Origin of the sequence: Streptomyces sp. NPDC015171 (genome assembly GCF_043079545.1) — a bacterium.
Taxonomy (GTDB): Bacteria; Actinomycetota; Actinomycetes; order Streptomycetales; family Streptomycetaceae; genus Streptomyces.
Genome location: NZ_JBIBUO010000018.1, coordinates 1 through 15,503 on the forward strand (window position 1 = coordinate 1; position 15,503 = coordinate 15,503).

General features: G+C 72.1%; 14 protein-coding genes and 1 pseudogene. 14 read left to right on the plus strand and 1 reads right to left on the minus strand.

What is annotated here, in order from left to right; all coding sequences use genetic code 11:
- Nucleotides 1-210: 210 nt before the first annotated feature.
- The 9 genes and pseudogenes from ACF073_RS34565 (at nt 211) to ACF073_RS34605 (ending at nt 10,163) form a co-directional block, all read left to right on the plus strand.
- Nucleotides 211-1,644: an erythromycin esterase family protein gene (locus ACF073_RS34565; protein ID WP_392075429.1), complete on the plus strand. Its 1,434-nt coding sequence runs from the start codon at nt 211-213 to the stop codon at nt 1,642-1,644.
- Nucleotides 1,645-2,756: 1,112 nt separating this feature from the next.
- A pseudogene (locus tag ACF073_RS34570) lies at nt 2,757-3,593 on the plus strand (sensor histidine kinase); the annotation flags it as partial.
- 189 nt (nt 3,594-3,782) lie between these two features.
- Entirely contained in the window at nt 3,783-3,965 is a 183-nt protein-coding gene (locus tag ACF073_RS34575) for a hypothetical protein (protein ID WP_392075430.1), read from the plus strand.
- Between the two features lie 278 nt (nt 3,966-4,243).
- The gene (locus ACF073_RS34580) at nt 4,244-5,791 is read left to right on the plus strand and encodes an AMP-binding protein (RefSeq protein WP_392075431.1); all 1,548 of its coding nucleotides are present in this window, start codon (nt 4,244-4,246) and stop codon (nt 5,789-5,791) included.
- A 33-nt stretch (nt 5,792-5,824) separates the two neighbouring features.
- A complete protein-coding gene (locus tag ACF073_RS34585) occupies nt 5,825-6,517 on the plus strand; it encodes a carbon-nitrogen hydrolase family protein (protein ID WP_392075432.1) in 693 nt (230 codons plus the stop codon).
- A gap of 169 nt (nt 6,518-6,686) precedes the next feature.
- A complete protein-coding gene (locus ACF073_RS34590; protein ID WP_392075433.1) occupies nt 6,687-7,532 on the plus strand; it encodes an RNA polymerase sigma factor SigF in 846 nt (281 codons plus the stop codon).
- A gap of 206 nt (nt 7,533-7,738) precedes the next feature.
- Nucleotides 7,739-8,542, plus strand: coding sequence for an alpha/beta fold hydrolase (locus tag ACF073_RS34595; RefSeq protein ID WP_392075434.1), 804 nt, complete (start codon nt 7,739-7,741; stop codon nt 8,540-8,542).
- Nucleotides 8,542-9,828: a PP2C family protein-serine/threonine phosphatase gene (locus ACF073_RS34600; RefSeq protein WP_392075488.1), complete on the plus strand. Its 1,287-nt coding sequence runs from the start codon at nt 8,542-8,544 to the stop codon at nt 9,826-9,828. Before ACF073_RS34595 ends, ACF073_RS34600 begins: the two co-directional genes overlap by 1 nt.
- A complete protein-coding gene (locus ACF073_RS34605; RefSeq protein ID WP_392075435.1) occupies nt 9,825-10,163 on the plus strand; it encodes an STAS domain-containing protein in 339 nt (112 codons plus the stop codon). The genes ACF073_RS34600 and ACF073_RS34605 overlap by 4 nt, the downstream gene beginning before the upstream one ends.
- Nucleotides 10,164-10,260: 97 nt before the next feature.
- Here ACF073_RS34605 and ACF073_RS34610 read toward each other — a convergent pair whose 3' ends face one another.
- Entirely contained in the window at nt 10,261-10,434 is a 174-nt protein-coding gene (locus tag ACF073_RS34610; protein WP_392075436.1) for a CsbD family protein, read from the minus strand.
- Between the two features lie 139 nt (nt 10,435-10,573).
- On the opposite strand from ACF073_RS34610, the gene ACF073_RS34615 reads away from it, so the two are divergent.
- The 5 genes from ACF073_RS34615 to ACF073_RS34635 all read left to right on the plus strand — a co-directional run bounded on the left by ACF073_RS34615 (nt 10,574) and on the right by ACF073_RS34635 (nt 15,497).
- Nucleotides 10,574-10,744: a hypothetical protein gene (locus ACF073_RS34615; protein ID WP_031170336.1), complete on the plus strand. Its 171-nt coding sequence runs from the start codon at nt 10,574-10,576 to the stop codon at nt 10,742-10,744.
- Nucleotides 10,745-11,119: 375 nt separating this feature from the next.
- Nucleotides 11,120-11,929, plus strand: coding sequence for a LytR/AlgR family response regulator transcription factor (locus tag ACF073_RS34620; RefSeq protein ID WP_392075437.1), 810 nt, complete (start codon nt 11,120-11,122; stop codon nt 11,927-11,929).
- A 137-nt stretch (nt 11,930-12,066) separates the two neighbouring features.
- Complete coding sequence (locus ACF073_RS34625) at nt 12,067-12,444, plus strand: hypothetical protein (RefSeq protein ID WP_392075438.1); 378 nt, start codon at nt 12,067-12,069, stop codon at nt 12,442-12,444.
- 52 nt (nt 12,445-12,496) lie between these two features.
- Entirely contained in the window at nt 12,497-14,251 is a 1,755-nt protein-coding gene (locus ACF073_RS34630; protein WP_392075439.1) for a cation acetate symporter, read from the plus strand.
- Between the two features lie 31 nt (nt 14,252-14,282).
- Nucleotides 14,283-15,497 carry a sensor histidine kinase gene (locus ACF073_RS34635; protein WP_392075440.1) on the plus strand — a complete coding sequence of 405 codons (1,215 nt, stop codon included), beginning with the start codon at nt 14,283-14,285 and terminating at the stop codon, nt 15,495-15,497.
- The last annotated feature ends 6 nt before the right edge of the window (nt 15,498-15,503 follow it).

Sequence of the window (15,503 nt, forward strand, 5' to 3'; positions counted from 1 at the left end):
GCCGGACGAACTCCCACTCGGCATCAGACAGTTCATGACGACGTATCACGCCACCATGATCCACCAGGCAAGATCATTTGAAGACACTGCCTAGCGGCAAGCCGCGACCAGCGTTCCGCTCCGACGGCTTCGCCGCACTCCGGTACCACGCCGGTGCGGTGCTCAGCGCTGCCCGGCTCCGACGATGACGTCTACCGCGGAGCACATTTCATGAACGACAAGAACCACCACGGCCACCACACCCCCGCCCACATCAGCGATCTGCGCGATCTCCATCCTGCGGCCGAGCCGGCCCTCGCGGCGGCCCCCGTCGAGCTGACGCGGTGGGTCACCTCTCACTCCTCCCGACTGGCGCCCCTGGGACCCGGAGCGGACCTGGAGGGCCCCCTCGGCGACCTGGAGCCGCTGCGCGACCTCGTCGGCGACGCTCGCGTGGTCGCCCTCGGCGAGAGCTCCCACCAGATCCGCGAGTTCGCCCTGATGCGCCACCGCGTACTGCGCTTTCTGATCGAGCGGTCGGGCTTCACCGGCTACGCCATGGAGTACGGGGCCGCGGAGGGCCGCGCCGTGGACGCCTGGGTCCAGGGCGGCCCGGGGGACATCGACGACCTCCTGGCCCCGGCGGACAGCGGGACTCAGGGCAGCGGCGCCGATGAGGCGGGCGGGTCCGTCCAGGGTCTGGGGCAGCCCGTCGAATGCAGGGAGACCCTGCGGTGGCTGCGCCGCCACAACGAGGCGGCCTCGCAGCCGGTTCGCTTCGCCGGCTGCGACATCCCCATGGCGGGCGGCTCGCTCCGCCCCGTCCTGGAGCCGGTCGCCGCCTACCTGACCGCTGTGGACCCGGGTGCGCTGCCCTTCCTGAACGCCGCGCTGGACATTTCCGAGCCGATCGCGGGCGGGACGGTCATGGTGCCGGTCTACGCCAGGCTCGGCCTGGAACCGGCGGTGCAGGACCGCCTCACCGCCGCGCTCGCCCGGCTGCTCGGCCGCTTCACGGACCTGCGTGAGGTCTATACCGAGAGGAGCGGCGCAGAGGCGTACGCGACCTCGTTGTCGGACGTGCGCGCGGCGGTGACGACCGACCGGACGCAGCGCGCCATGGCCGAGGCGTTCGCCGGCACGCCCGACGGGCTGAACCTGGCGGCCCGGGAGCGCTATCTGGCCGACACCTTGCTGGAGTTCCTGGACCGGTCCCGGCCCGGCACCCGCGTCGTACTCGTCGCGCACAACGCCCACATCCGGCGCTCGGCCGACCGGACGCAGGGCGCACCAGCCGTGCCGACCATGGGCAGTCTGCTCTCCCGGGCGCTCGGCAAGGACTATGTCCCCCTCGCCCTGACCGGCAACGGCGGTGAGACGGTGGAGAACGTGCCGGACCGGGGGCACCCGCTCGGGATGCGCTGGGGACGGGCCGCCACCCCCGAAGCGCTCCCGGACAGCGTCGAGGCCCTGTTCGCGGGGGTGTCCGGGCAACCGGCCCTGGTGAATACGCGGGCCCTGCGTGCGTACGCGCGACGCCACGGATCGCCCGAGCCGGTCCGCACCCGGGTGGACACCGCGTTCATCGAAGTGCCCGCCCTGGAGGCGTTCGACGCAGTCATCTGCATCCCGGACACCACCCTCAGCGCCGACATGCCCCGGTAGGCGACAGGCGTCCCAGGGACGCGGACGAGGCGGACCGCCCCGCGGCCTCGCGGGCGGTCCGCCGCACCTGTACGCCCCGATCGCCGAGAGGTGCCGTTGACCTGCGCGGCCGGGCGAGCTCCCGCGACGAGGAAGCACCTGTTCCGCCAACTCGCGCATGCATCAAAGGCGTTGACCTGTCAGGCTTGCGGGCGAGGGCGGCACAGGTGCCGGCGGAGGAGGAAGACGACCCGGTGGACGTAGGCAACGCGTTGCGCACGTGGGGGTTCGAGGACAGCGGGGACGTCCCCGGTCTCAAGCCGCTCCCCGAGGGATTACCGCCCGAGCTGCGGGAGTTCGTGATCGCTCTGCGCGGTCTGTTCCGGGCGACAGGCAAGTCATTGCGGCAGTTCTCGGTATATCACCACGTCAGCGCGCCCTCCGTCTCGCGGTATCTGTCCGGCGTACGCATCCCCGACAAGGCGTTTCTCGACGCCCTGTTGAAGTCCGCGTGCCGCACCTGCGATCCGGAGGTGACCCTGGAGGTGCAGAAGCACCTGTACCGCCTGCACCGCGAGGCCCTTCTGGCACAGGACCCGCAGCGCTACCGGGCCCAGTTGGCCAGTGACCGGCTGGAGGTGGCGGTTCTGGAGAAGGAACAGGCCGAGCTGACGATCACGGAACTGCGGCGTGGTGTTTCCGACCAGAAACACCAGCTGCGCGAGCTGGAGCTGCGTCTGCGGCAGGTGCGGGACGCACGCAGCCGGGACAGCGTCCGGCACGGCGAGCGGGTGGCGCTGCACCAGGAACAGGAAGAGGCGTGGCGAGCCCAGTGCGGGCAGCTCAGATCGGAGATCGAGCGCCTTGAGGCGGCTGTCCGCCGTGCCGAGTCGGAGCGTGATGCCGCCTGGGAGCTCTGCCGCGAGCTGGAGGAGGAACTGGCGCGGATCGAGGCCGACGTCGAGCGTGCCCGGCAGGAGCGGGCGGAGCAGGAGGAGCATCTGCGGCGGGCCTTCCTCCAGGGGGAGCCGGAGAACCTTCAGGAGGAACTGGCGCGCGCGTACCGCGTGGTCGACGCGCTGCGCCTGACTGCCGCACAGGACGCGGCGGCGCTGGAGCATCTGCGGGAGGTCGCCCAGGACGTCGCCCGCCGGCGCCTGCCCGAGATCGTCGCCCAGCTGTCCGGGTCCGACCCGCTCGACGTCGACACCTCCGTCGCCTCGCTGGGCGTGCACGACCGTGCCGAGATCAATCAAGTGGCCCGCGCCTTCGACGAGGTGCAGCAGGAAGCCGTGCGCCTGGCCTCCGACCAGGCCGTGCTGCGGGGCAGCATCAACGCGATGTTCACCGGCCTGTCCCGGCGCACCCTGGTGCTGGTGCGGCAGCAGCTCTCCCTGCTGTCCCAGCTGGAGTCGCGGGAAGCCGACCCGGACCAGCTCGCGGCCCTGTTCCGGCTGGACCATCTGACCACCAGGATGCGCCGCAACGGTGAGAACCTGCTGGTCCTGGGCGGCGAGGACCCGCACCGCCACTGGAGCCGCCCGGTCCCCCTGGTGGACGTGGTGCGCGCCGCCGCCTCCGAGGTGGAGCAGTACGAGCGGATCGAGCTCACGCCCTTCCCGACGGCGGATGTGACGAGCCCCGTCATCAACGACCTCGTCCATCTGCTCGCCGAACTGCTGGAGAACGCCACCTCCTTCTCCTCCCCGCAGACCACGGTCCGCATCGCCGCGCACGTGCTGCCCGACGGCCGCGTCCTCATGGAGGTCCACGACACGGGGATCGGCCTGTCTCCGGAGGACCTCACGCTCATCAACGAGCGCCTCGCCGCGCCGCCCGCCATCGATGTCGCCGTCTCCCGGCGCATGGGCCTGTACGTCGTCGGCCGGCTCGCGCAGCGGCACGGCATCCGCATCCAGCTGCGCCCCTCGGACTCCGGCGGCACCACCGCTCTCGTCATGCTCCCGCTCCGCGCCCTGAGCCAGCCGGCCTGACCGCCGAGCCCGGCGCCGCTCGCCCCGCAAAACTGTTCCCACCTGCGGAAACACCCCTGTTGCCGCTGTCCAACATCCCCACGGTCACGCCATCGTGTCCCGCACCCCCGCAGCGAGGCCCAGCACCGCTCCGAGGGCGCACCGCACCGACCGGAGGATGACACCGTGGACCCGTCCCTGCTCACTCTGCGCACCGCCCTGATCCTGCTTCTGTCCGTCCTGACCGGGATCGGCGCCGCCGTACTGTCCGGTCTTGCCGCGGCCCCGCTGCCCTACGCCGTCCTCACGGGGATCGCCGCGTCAGCTGCCGCGATCCCCTACTTCAACAACCTCATCGAACGCCGCTGAGCCGGCAGGGAAGCCGGGCACAGGCACCGGCCGTCCGCGCCCGCGCAGTGGCCGAAAACCACCCCTGACCAGGGCTTGTGCGGCACGCCCGAGACGATGGCCGATTGTCGCGCAGGTCGGCTCGCCGAATTTAGCGATGATCGGCGTGACGTCCTAGAGTCGACACATGGTTGGCCCAGGCAACCTTTGGTACAGGTGTGCCGCCATCCCCCCCCCACAGACGAACAACCAGCAGACCGGTCCGCGCACCCCTGCGTTCCGGCTCAGGAGGATCACACATGTCCGATGTCGCCCCACGCTTCCGCAGCCATGTGGAGCACATCCTCGATGCCCTGCGGGAGAACCCCGACCGCGAGGCTCTGGTCTACGGCGACCAGCGCGTCACCGCGGGCGAGTTCAGCGCCCTGGTGCACCGGATGGCGTGGGCCATGCAGGCCCAGGGCATCGAGCGCGGCCAGACGGTGACGCTGCTCAGCGGCAATCTGCCGGAGGCCGTGGCCGTGCGGTACGCGGCCAATCTGATCGGCGCCCGGGTCAACCACCTGTACAGCAAGCTCGCCGCCGACGTGCAGGCCGCGATCGTCCGCGACGTGGAGAGCCGGGCACTTGTCGTCGATCCGCGGATGACCGACCGGGCCGCCGGCATCACCGGGGCGGTGCCGGTCAAGTCGGTGCTGGTGCTCGGCCCGGCCGAGACGGGCGAAGACCTGCTGGCGCTCTGCGCGGCCCAGCCCGAAGAGCCCTTCGTCAGCCAGGCCCAGCCGGACGACATATGTGCCATCCGGCACACGGGTGGCACCACCGGCCATCCGAAGGGCATATGCACCACCTACCGGCAGGTGCTCGCGCAGCGCTCCGCGCGCCCGTTCGACGAGGCCGCCGCCCTGACGCACCGCCAGCTCGTCGCCACCACCATCGCCCACGCCGCAGGCATGCTCATGGACGCCGTGCTGGAGTACGGCGGCACCGTGGTCCTCCTCGACGACTTCGACGCGGGGCAGGTGCTCGACACCGTCGAGCGCGAGCGCATCACCCATCTGTGGCTGCTGCCGCCCCTGCTCTACCAGTTGCTCGACCACCCGCGCATGGAGCACACCGACACCTCCACGCTGCGTCAGGTCGTCTACGGCGGCTGCCAGGCGTCTCCGGCACGACTGGCCGACGCCGTACGCCGCCTCGGACCCGTACTGATGCAGGGGTACGGACAGAACGAGGCAGGTCTGATCAGCACCCTGTCCCCGGACGACCACGCTCGCCCCGAGCGGCTGCGCAGCGCGGGAAAGATCCTGGACGGCGTCGAGGTCGAGATCCGCGACGAGGACGGCAACGCGCTCCCCGACGGTGCACACGGCGAGATCGTGGTGCGCTCGGACATGGTCATGCAGGGCTACTGGAAGCAGCCGCGGCTCACCGCGGAGATCCTCCAGGACGGCTGGCTGCACACCGGTGACATCGGATTCCGTGACGCCGACGGCTACGTGACCGTGGTCGACCGGCTGAAGGACATGATCGTGGTCGTCGGCGGCCATGTGTACACCACCGAACTGGAGGACCTGCTCAACAGCCACCCGCAGGTGCTGCAGAGCGCCGTCTTCGGTGTCCGCGACGAGGACCGCATGGAACGCGTCCACGCCGCCGTGCTGCTCGCCCCCGGTGCCACGACCGACGCGGAAGAACTGCGCGCCTTCGTACGCGCCGAACGCGGCGCGATGTACGAGCCGGCCGGCATCACCTTCCCCGGCGAACTGCCCCTCACCGACGTGGGCAAGCCCGACAAGAAGGAACTGCGCCGCCGCGCCGCGGCTCGCTCTGCGGCCGCTCGGTAGGCTGACCTCGCGATTCGACGAGGGGAGTCAGGCGTGGAGCAGCCGTTGAGCATCGCGGTGGCGCAGCCGAGGTGCACGGCCTATGACGTGGAGGCCAACGCGGTGGCCCATGGAGAGGCCGTCCGGGCGGCGCACGCGCGGGTGGTGGTCTTCCCCGAGATGTCGTTGACGGGATACGAGTTGGACGCCGCACCGGTCCTTCCGGACGACGAGCGGTTGGCCCCCGTCGTCGCCGCGTGTGCCGAGAGCGGGACGCTCGCCCTGGTCGGCGCCCCCGTGCCCGGTCCGCGCATCGGCATCCTGGCTGTCGACGGCGAGGGCGCGCGGGTGGCCTACGGCAAGGTGTACCTGCACGGTAGCGAGGCCGTCCGCTTCGTGCCCGGGGAGCCCGCGGTGATCGACGTGGACGGGTGGCGGCTGGGGCTCGCCGTCTGCCGCGACACGGGCATCCCCGAGCATGCCGCGAGGACGGCGGCGCTGGGCATCGACGGGTACGTGGCCGGGGTCGTCCACGCCGATCACGAGGCCGAGGTCCACGGCGAGCGCGCCCGCAGGGTCGCGGCCGACCACGGGGTGTGGGTCGCCACGGCCGCCTTCGCGGGTCCGGCCGGCGGCGGCTTCGACCGCACGTCCGGCCGCTCGGGCATCTGGTCCGCCGACGGGGAACTGCTCGCGGAGGCGAGCTCGGCCCCCGGCGGGATCGCGCGGACGGTCTTCACCAGGTGAGTCGAGCCGTGGGTACCCATGCCGCCCTGGCGCGGAGCCGGAGCGGACGCCCGGCGGGCCGTCGGACAGAAACACCGGCATGGGTGCGGGATGACGGGGTAGGCGGAGCATCGTCGGCCGTTTCGGGGGGCAGCAGCGGTTGGCTCGTACTTTTTAGGAGGGGAACAGAATGGCGCTCATCAGCACCCCGGTAATGGACACGCGGACGGCCCGGTTGCCGGAGGTCGTCGACCCTTCCCGGGTGGCGCCGAAGGACGCCCGCGAGCTGTCGCGGTTGTTCTTCGACCAGCTGGCTGTGCTGGAGGAGGGAACGCCGGAGTACAGCTACGCCCGTAACACGCTGATCGAGATGAACATGTCCTTGGTCCGGTACGCGGCCGGCCGGTTCCGCAGCCGGGGTGCGGAGGAGATGGAGGACATCGTCCAGGTCGGCATGATCGGTCTGATCAAGGCGATCGACCGGTTCGAGCTGTCCCGGGAGGTGGAGTTCACCTCCTTCGCCATCCCCTACATCGTGGGCGAGATCAAGCGGTTCTTCCGCGACACCACCTGGGCCGTGCACGTGCCCCGCCGGCTGCAGGAAGCCCGCGTCCAGCTCGCCCGCGCCACGGAGGAACTCCGCGGCCGCCTCGGGCGCACGCCGACGGTCAAGGAGCTGTCGGAGCTGATGAGCCTGCCCGAGGAAGAGGTGCGGGAGGCCCGCCTGGCCGCCAATGGCTACAACTCCTCCTCCCTGGACGCCGCCCTCAGCGGCAACGAGGACGGCGAGGGCGCCCTGCAGGACTTCATCGGCAGCGAAGACCAGGCGCTGGAACTGGTCGAGGACTTCCACGCCCTGGCCCCGCTGATCGCCGAGCTGGACGAGCGGGACCGGCAGATCATCCACATGCGGTTCGTCGAGGAACTCACCCAGGCCCAGATCGGGGAACACCTCGGCGTCTCCCAGATGCACGTCTCCCGGCTCCTGTCGCGCACACTCGCCCGGCTGCGCGAAGGCATGCTCACCCACCACTGAGCCTGACGGCCGCCGCCCCCTGGAAGCCCGCCGCACACGCGGCGGGCTTCCTCGTGCCTGGTCGCCGGCCCCGCCGGCCTGCCGTATGCCGACCAGACACCAGCAGGCACGTTCCTGCCGTACGCCGACATGTGAAGGCGTCGGGCCGAACATGGAGAATCCGGGGCCTTTTCGGAACAACGGGCAGGGCCTGAGAGACTCGCGGTATGGATATCGCTCGCAGGAACAACGTCACCGTCACCGGTAACCCGAACGGGCGGACGGTGGTGCTGGCGCATGGGTTCGGCTGCGACCAGAACATGTGGCGGCTGACACTGCCCGCCCTGACCGAGGACTACCGGGTGGTGCTGTTCGACTACGTCGGCTCGGGCCGCTCGGAGGCGTCGGCGTTCTCCGAGGACCGCTACGCCACCCTGGAGGGCTACGCCCGCGACGTGGTCGAGATCTGCGAGGCGCTCGACCTGCGCGAGGCGGTGTTCGTCGGCCACTCCGTCAGCGCGATGATCGGCGTGCTGGCCGCCGGCATGGCCCCGGAACGGATCGGGGCGCATGTGATGGTCGCTCCGTCCCCGCGGTACATCGACGACGACGGCTACCACGGCGGGTTCAGCGCCGACGACATCGACGAACTGCTGGCGTCGCTGGAGTCCAACTATCTGGGGTGGTCGGCGGCGATGGCGCCGGTGATCATGGGGAACGCGGACCGCCCCGAACTCGGCGACGAACTCAAGAACAGCTTCTGCGCCACCGACCCCGAGATGGCCCGCGTCTTCGCGCGCACCACGTTCCTGTCGGACTCGCGGGACGACCTCAAGGGCGTCGACGTGCCGACGCTGGTGCTGGAGTGCGCCCAGGACGTGATCGCCCCCCGGGAGGTGGGTGCCTTCGTCCACCAGGCGATCCCCGGCTCGACGCTGCTCACTCTCGACGCGACCGGACACTGCCCCCACCTGTCCGCGCCCGAAGCCACCAACGGGGCCATACGGAGTTTCCTGGCGGACCTGCGATGATGTGCCGCACCGGGCAGCACCCCGACCCCTACGAGGCCGACGGCGAGAAGACCGCCGGCGCGGCGTTCGCCGCCCTGCTGGAGGACAGCGCCGAGGAACTGTACGACGAAGCGCCGTGCGGATATCTGTCCACCCTGATGGACGGCACCGTCGCGAAGATCAACACCACGCTTCTGAACTGGCTGGACCTGACGCGCGAGGCGGTGGTGGGCCGGATGCGGTTCACCGACCTGCTGACCGTGGGCGGCAGGCTGTACCACGAGACGCACTTCGCGCCGCTGCTGCGCATGCAGGGCGAGATCAACGGCATCGCCTTGGAGATCAAGCAGACGGGCGGTGCCCGGATACCGGTACTGGTCTCCTCCGTGGTCAAGCACGGCGACACCGGCGAGCCCCTGCTGATCCGCACCACCGTCTTCGACGCCCGGGAGCGCCGCGCCTACGAGGAGGAACTCCTGCGCGGCCGCAAGGCGGCCGAAGAGGCACGCAAGCAGGCGGAGGCCGACCGCGCCCGGCTGCAGGACGCCCTCGCCGTGCTCCAGCAGTCACTGCTGCCCGACACCCTGCCGCCGGTGCCCGGAGTGGAGGCGGCGGCGTACTACCACACCGCACATCCCGACCGGCTCGGCGGGGACTTCTACGACGTCTTCCCCATCGACGGCAAGCGGTTCGGTTTCTTCCTCGGAGACGTGTGCGGCAAGGGGCCCCAGGCCGCCGCGGTCACCTCACTGACCCGCTACACCCTGCGCGCCGCCGCCCTGCACGACCCCGACCCCGTCTCCGCGCTGACCACCCTGAACGCGGTGCTCCACGAGCGCTACGCGGGCGGCGGGGACCCGCGCTACTGCACGGTCGTCTTCGGCACCCTCGAACCCGACGCCGAGACCGGGCAGGTCGCCGTCCGCATCGCCTCGGGCGGTCACCCCCCGGTCATCGTCGTACGTGCCGACGGCAGCGCCGACTTCCTGCCCACCCCCGGCGGCCTCCTCGTCGGCGTGCTGCCCTCCGCACGCTTCGCCACCGCCTCGACCGTCCTCGCCCGCGGTGACACCCTCGTGCTCTACACCGACGGCATCACCGAGGCCCGCACCGGCGAGGACCGCACCGGCCTGTTCGGGGACGAGGCCCTGCTCGCGTACATCGCCCGCCACGCCGGCAAGCCCCCGCCCGCCCTGATCGCGGCACTGACAGGTCTGCTGCAGACCTTCGGAGACGGCCTCGACGACGACACCGCCCTGCTCGCCCTGGGTGTTCCAGCCCCCGATCCGCAGACGAGAAGCGAATGAGCCCACTGAAGATCACCGCCCGAGACGCTGCCACCGGTCCCGTTCTGGAAATCTTCGGCGAACTCGACTACTCCACCGCCGGCGAGCTGCGCGCCCTGATCCCCACGATCACCCTCCAGCCGGGCCAGCTGCTCGTCCTGGACCTGGGTGGCATGGAATTCTGCGACTCCAGCGGTCTCAGCGTGCTGATCGCCGCCCACAACCACGCCCTCGCCGCACAGGCGGGCATCGCGCTCGCGGCCGTACCCGCCCCCACCCTGCGCACCCTGCGCATCGTCGGCCTCGACCAGATCTTCCCCATCCACCCCGACAGCGACAGTGCCACCCGGCCCTGACGCCCGTATATCCGGCCCGCCTGAATATCTGGTCCATTTCGAAGGGCCCTCCCGCGGCATGCGGGAGGGCCCTTCGAACGATGGAGAGGGAGCGGCGTCAGTGCTTGAACGCGTCCTTGGTCTTTTCCTTGGCTTCGCGGGCGTCGCCCGTGCTCTTCTCCGCCTGTCCCTCGGCAGCCAAGCGGTCGTTGCCCACGGCCCTTCCCGCGGCCTCCTTGACCTTGCCCTCAGCCTGTTCGGTCTTCGCCTTGGCCTTCTCGCCGGCAGACATGGAATGCGCCTCCTCGTAGCGTGGGTGCCGCTTTCTCGGTAGCCCACTCGTGCCCCGGCTTTCCCCGCACAAACAAAGCGATGCCGGGGGAATGGACGAGGAATAGCCGGGCATTCGGCAGCTCAGGAGGTTGATAACTATGGTTCCCCTGTTGCTTGTACTTCTTCTGGCCCTGGTCCTCTTCGGCGCCGGTTTTGCCGTCAAGATCCTCTGGTGGGTGGCGGTCGCCGTTCTGGTGCTGTGGCTGCTCGGCTTCGTCATGCGCTCCACCAGCGCCGGCGGCGGCCGCGGGCGCTGGTACCGATGGTGAGCTGACCCCGTCCCCGGGGCACCCGGTTGAAGAGGCAGAGGCCGTGTCGGAGGCATCCGGCACGGCCTCTTCGTCATGATTTCCCGGCGGAGGGGGACCGGGAGGGCCGGCGATACGGGCCCCGGGCGGCCGGGGCGAGCCGCGCCGGTGAACCCGCCCGTGCCGCGCCCCGTGCTTGTGCGTGAGGGGGCCGCCGGGACGAGCGGTGCCGGCGCACGGCCGCTCTCTTCGTACTCTGCCCCGAGGAGCCGCCATGTCCCCGCACGCAGCGCAGGCCCCGGCCGCCGTGCCGGGGGTGCGGGGGTGAGCGGCGGGCCCGGAGCGGGGCAGGGGGATGCGGAGGAGGGTCGGCCGCGCCCCGGTGCGGTCCTGCGGGTGCTGGCCGTCGACGACGAGGAACCGGCCCTCGCGGAGCTGCTGTTCCTGCTGCGGACCGACCCCCGGGTGCGGACCGCGGAGGGGGTCCTCGGGCCGGCCGGGGCGCTGCGCCGGCTGGCCCGTGCCCTGGACGAGGCACCGGACGGCGCGGGGGCGGTCGACGCGGTCTTCCTCGACATCCGCATGGCGGGGCTCAGCGGTCTCGATCTCGCCCGGCTCCTCGCCGGCGCCGCGGCCCCGCCCCCGGTCGTCTTCGTCACCGCGCACGAGGAGTTCGCCCGCCAGGCGGGCGAACTCCAGGCCGTGGACTACCTGCTCAAGCCGGTGCGGCGCGAGCGCCTCGCCGAGACGGTCGGCCGGGTCGCCGAGCTGGCCGGGGCCGGCCGCGCCCCCGCCCGGCAGGCGCGGACCGGCGACGCGGCCGGACGAACGCGTTCCGGCGCCGCCTCGCTCGCCGAGCACATCCCGGTGGAGGGGGAGGGAGTGACCCGTCCGCTGCCGGTCGCCGACATCATCCGCGCCGAGGCCCGCGGCGAACACACCCGGCTCCACACCCCCGAGGGCACCCACCTGGTGCGGATCCCGCTGGCCACGCTGGAGGAGCACTGGCGGTCCCGGGGCTTCGTACGGATCCACCGGCGCCACCTCGTGTCCCTGGCCCGCATCGACGAACTGCGGGTCGACGCCGGGGGCCTGACGGTCGTGATCGGCGCCACGGCGCTGGCCGTGAGCCGCAGGAACGCCCGGATGCTGCGGGACCTGCTCATCAGGAGGGCCACGGAGGACGGCACGGGCGACAGGCACTGACCGGCCTGCGGTTGCCGCGCCGGGTACCCGGGCCTTCCCCCCCCGTGGACCGGGGCATGAGCGGAGGCTGTCCCTCGGGTTTCATGATGCGTACACTCCACTGCGAAGTGTGATCATCGCGGGCCGGAGGACGCGGCATGAGTGCACCTGGGACTCCTCGACGTGAAGTGGTCACGGGGGCTCAACGGGCCCCCCGCGCCGCTCACGGCCCCGCCGGCCCCGCCCGGCCGTACGAGACGGACCCCGCCGTCGACCCCCTCCTGCTCCACTCGCTGATGCGCCGTCAACTCAGACTGGGAGTGACGACGTTCGGTCTGCTCGTCGCGCTGATCGGACTGCTCCCCCTCGTTTTCGCGGCGCTGCCCGACCCGGCGGTCCGGCCGGGCAGCGCCCTGATCGTCTGGGCCGTCCTCGGCGTCGCCGCCTACCCGGCGCTCGTCGTCATGGGCCGGTGGTACGTCGTACGCGCCGAACGCAACGAACGGGACACCGCGGACCTCCTCGGAGGGCCCTGACGGTGACCGGTGCCCAGCCGCGCGGGCTCGGCCGCGCACCCGGAGCCGCCGGGTGAACCAGACGTACGGCATCGTGGCCGTGTCGGCGGCCGTCGTCGCGACCCTGGTGATCGGTTCGACGGGGCTGCGCGTCTCCCGCACCACCTCCGATTTCTACGTCGCCTCGCGCACCGTTCCGCCGTACCTCAACGCCATGGCCGTCAGCGGCGAGTACCTCTCGGCGGCCTCGTTCCTCGGCATCGCCGGACTCGTCGCCGCCCAGGGCGTCGAGATGCTCTGGTTCCCCGTCGGCTACGCGGCCGGCTATCTCGTCCTGCTCGCCTTCGTCGCCGCCCCGCTGCGCCGCTCCGGCGCGTACACCCTGCCCGACTTCGCCGACGCGCGGCTGGAGTCCAGGGCCGCCCGGCGCGTGGCCAGCGTGCTCGTCGTCGGCGTCGGCTGGCTCTATCTGCTGCCCCAGCTCCAGGGCGCGGGCCTCACCCTCGGCCTGGTCACCGGCGCACCGCGCTGGCTCGGCGGCGTGCTGGTCGCCGCCGTCGTCACCCTGGCCGTGGCGGCGGGCGGCATGCGCGGCATCACCTTCGTCCAGGCCTTCCAGTACTGCCTGAAGCTGACCGCGCTCCTCGTGCCCGCCGTGTTCCTGGTCATCGCCTGGCACGGCGACCCGCATCCGGCCGGCGCCCTCGACGAGCCGCCGGCCTTCCGCCGGCACACCCAGGTCACCGTCGACAGCACCGTCCGCCTCAGGATCGAGGAGCCGCTGCGGGCCGTCGCGACCGGCGACGTCGACGGCCGCCGCTACGCCGACGGCCCCCTGGAGCTGGACCCCGGGGTGCACGAGGTCCGGGCCGGCACGACGCTGCGGTTCCCGCCCGACGCCGCCGTGCCCGAGCGCGTGACCGACGACGGCCGGCGCACCGGCGCCTCCAGCTGGGCGGCGCCGCTCTCCGGCGGCAAGGAGGATCACCCGCTGTACACCACGTACGGGCTGATCTTCGCCACCTTCCTCGGCACCATGGGGCTGCCCCATGTGCTCGTCCGCTTCTACACCAACCCCGACGGCCGGGCCGCCCGGCGCACCACCGTGATCGTGCTCGCCCTGGTCGGCGGCTTCTACCTGCTGCCGCCCCTCTACGGCCTCCTCGGCCGCTTCTACGCCCCGGACCTGCTGCTCACGGGCAACACGGACGCCGCCGTCCTGGTCCTGCCGGAGCGGGTCGTCGGCGGTGCCGCCGGCGACCTCCTCGGCGCCCTGATCGCCGCCGGCGCCTGCGCCGCCTTCCTGTCCACCGCCTCCGGGCTCACCCTCTCCGTCGCGGGCGTGCTCAGCCAGGACGTGCTGCCCACGCTCGGTGTCCGCCGCTTCCGGCTGGCTACGCTCCTGGCCGTCGCCGTGCCCGTCACGGTGAGCGTGGCCGCCAGCGAACTGCCCGTCGCCAACGCCGTGGGACTCGCCTTCGCGGTGGCCGCCTCGTCCTTCTGCCCGCTGCTGCTGCTCGGCATCTGGTGGCGCGGACTGACCGCGGCCGGCGCCATCGCGGGACTGCTCACCGGCGGGGGCAGCGCCCTCACCGCGGTCGCGCTGACCATCGCGGGGCCGCTCGCCGACGGCTGGGTGCACACCCTGCTCGCCTGGCCCGCCGTGTGGTCCGTACCGCTCGGGTTCCTCACCATGGTCCTGGTCTCGCTGGCCACCCGGGACCGGATCCCGGCCGGCACCGAGGCCGCCATGGCCCGCCTGCACCTGCCCGAACGCCCGGCCGGCCACGGCGTGCCGGCCCTCCGCCGAGGAGAGACGACCCCATGACGAACCGCCGGCCCGCCGCCCGGACCCGCCCGTGACCGGGCTCCTCGTCGCCGTGGCGGGCGCCCTGCTGTTCGCGGCGGGCCTCGCCCTCGGCGCACTGCCGGCCCGCCGCGGCGCCCGGGACGCGACGGACCTGGGCACCCCCGGGGAGCGCGCCACCTTCCACACGCTGCACACCGCCTCCATGGCCGCGCCCCCGCTGCGCGCCGGACTCACCGAGGACGCGGCCCGCAAGGCGGTGCGCCGGCTCCGGCCGCTGTTCGGCCCGGCCGCTCTCGGACTCACCGCCGAGGACCGGACGCTGGCCTGGGACGGCCCTGGCCGGCACCACGAGGACACCGTCCTCGGCCGGGTCCGCCAGGTGCTGGACACCGGCCGCACCCGGACCTTCGCCGTCGACTGCCAGGACCCGGACTGCCCCGTGCGCTGGGGCGCCGCCGCACCGCTCACCGTCGACCAGCGGGTGCTCGGCGCCCTCGTCGTGCTCGGCGTCCGGGAGTCGGCGTCCACCGTCCGGGCCGCGGGGGAGGTGGCGCGCTGGGTCTCCGTCCAGCTCGAACTGGCCGAGCTGGACCGGACCCGCACGGGACTCATCGAGGCCGAGATCCGGGCGCTGCGCGCGCAGATCTCCCCGCACTTCATCTACAACTCGCTCGCGGCCATCGCCTCGTTCGTCCGCACCGACCCCGAGCGGGCCAGGGAACTCCTGCTGGAGTTCGCCGACTTCACCCGCTACTCGTTCCGCCGCCACGGGGAGTTCACCACGCTGGCCGAGGAACTGCGTTCCGTCGAGCAGTTCCTCGAACTGGTCCGCGCCCGGTTCGGACAGCGGCTGGAGGTGACCCTGCGGATCGCCCCCGAGGTGCTGCCCGTCGCCGTGCCCTTCCTGTGTCTGCAGCCCCTGGTGGAGAACGCGGTGAAGCACGGTCTGGAGGAGAGCGTCGAGCGCAGCCGGATCACCATCGTCGCGCAGGACGAGGGGGCGCTGGCCCGGATCGTGATCGAGGACAACGGAGTCGGGGTGGAGCCGGACCGGCTCCGCCGGATCCTGCGCGGCGAGGGCAGCCCCTCGACCGGCATCGGGCTGCGCAACGTGGACGAGCGGCTGCGGCAGGTCTACGGCGACGGTCACGGCCTGGTGATCGAGACCGCCGTCGGCGCCGGGATGAAGATCACGATCCGTGTCCCCAAGTACCGCAACGGGGTGCACAGCGGGCCGCCGCGCGCCGCGTCCGGGAGCGCCTGACGCCAC

Bases quoted from the DNA above. Each gene is read 5' to 3' on its own strand.
- ACF073_RS34605 (WP_392075435.1), top strand. From the start codon at position 9,825: ATGAGCCCACTGAAGATCACCGCCCGAGACGCTGCCACCGGTCCCGTT.
- ACF073_RS34610 (WP_392075436.1), bottom strand. From the start codon at position 10,434: ATGTCTGCCGGCGAGAAGGCCAAGGCGAAGACCGAACAGGCTGAGGGC.
- ACF073_RS34600 (WP_392075488.1), top strand. From the start codon at position 8,542: ATGTGCCGCACCGGGCAGCACCCCGACCCCTACGAGGCCGACGGCGAG.
- ACF073_RS34565 (WP_392075429.1), top strand. From the start codon at position 211: ATGAACGACAAGAACCACCACGGCCACCACACCCCCGCCCACATCAGC.
- ACF073_RS34580 (WP_392075431.1), top strand. From the start codon at position 4,244: ATGTCCGATGTCGCCCCACGCTTCCGCAGCCATGTGGAGCACATCCTC.
- ACF073_RS34595 (WP_392075434.1), top strand. From the start codon at position 7,739: ATGGATATCGCTCGCAGGAACAACGTCACCGTCACCGGTAACCCGAAC.
- ACF073_RS34590 (WP_392075433.1), top strand. From the start codon at position 6,687: ATGGCGCTCATCAGCACCCCGGTAATGGACACGCGGACGGCCCGGTTG.
- ACF073_RS34615 (WP_031170336.1), top strand. From the start codon at position 10,574: ATGGTTCCCCTGTTGCTTGTACTTCTTCTGGCCCTGGTCCTCTTCGGC.
- ACF073_RS34625 (WP_392075438.1), top strand. From the start codon at position 12,067: ATGAGTGCACCTGGGACTCCTCGACGTGAAGTGGTCACGGGGGCTCAA.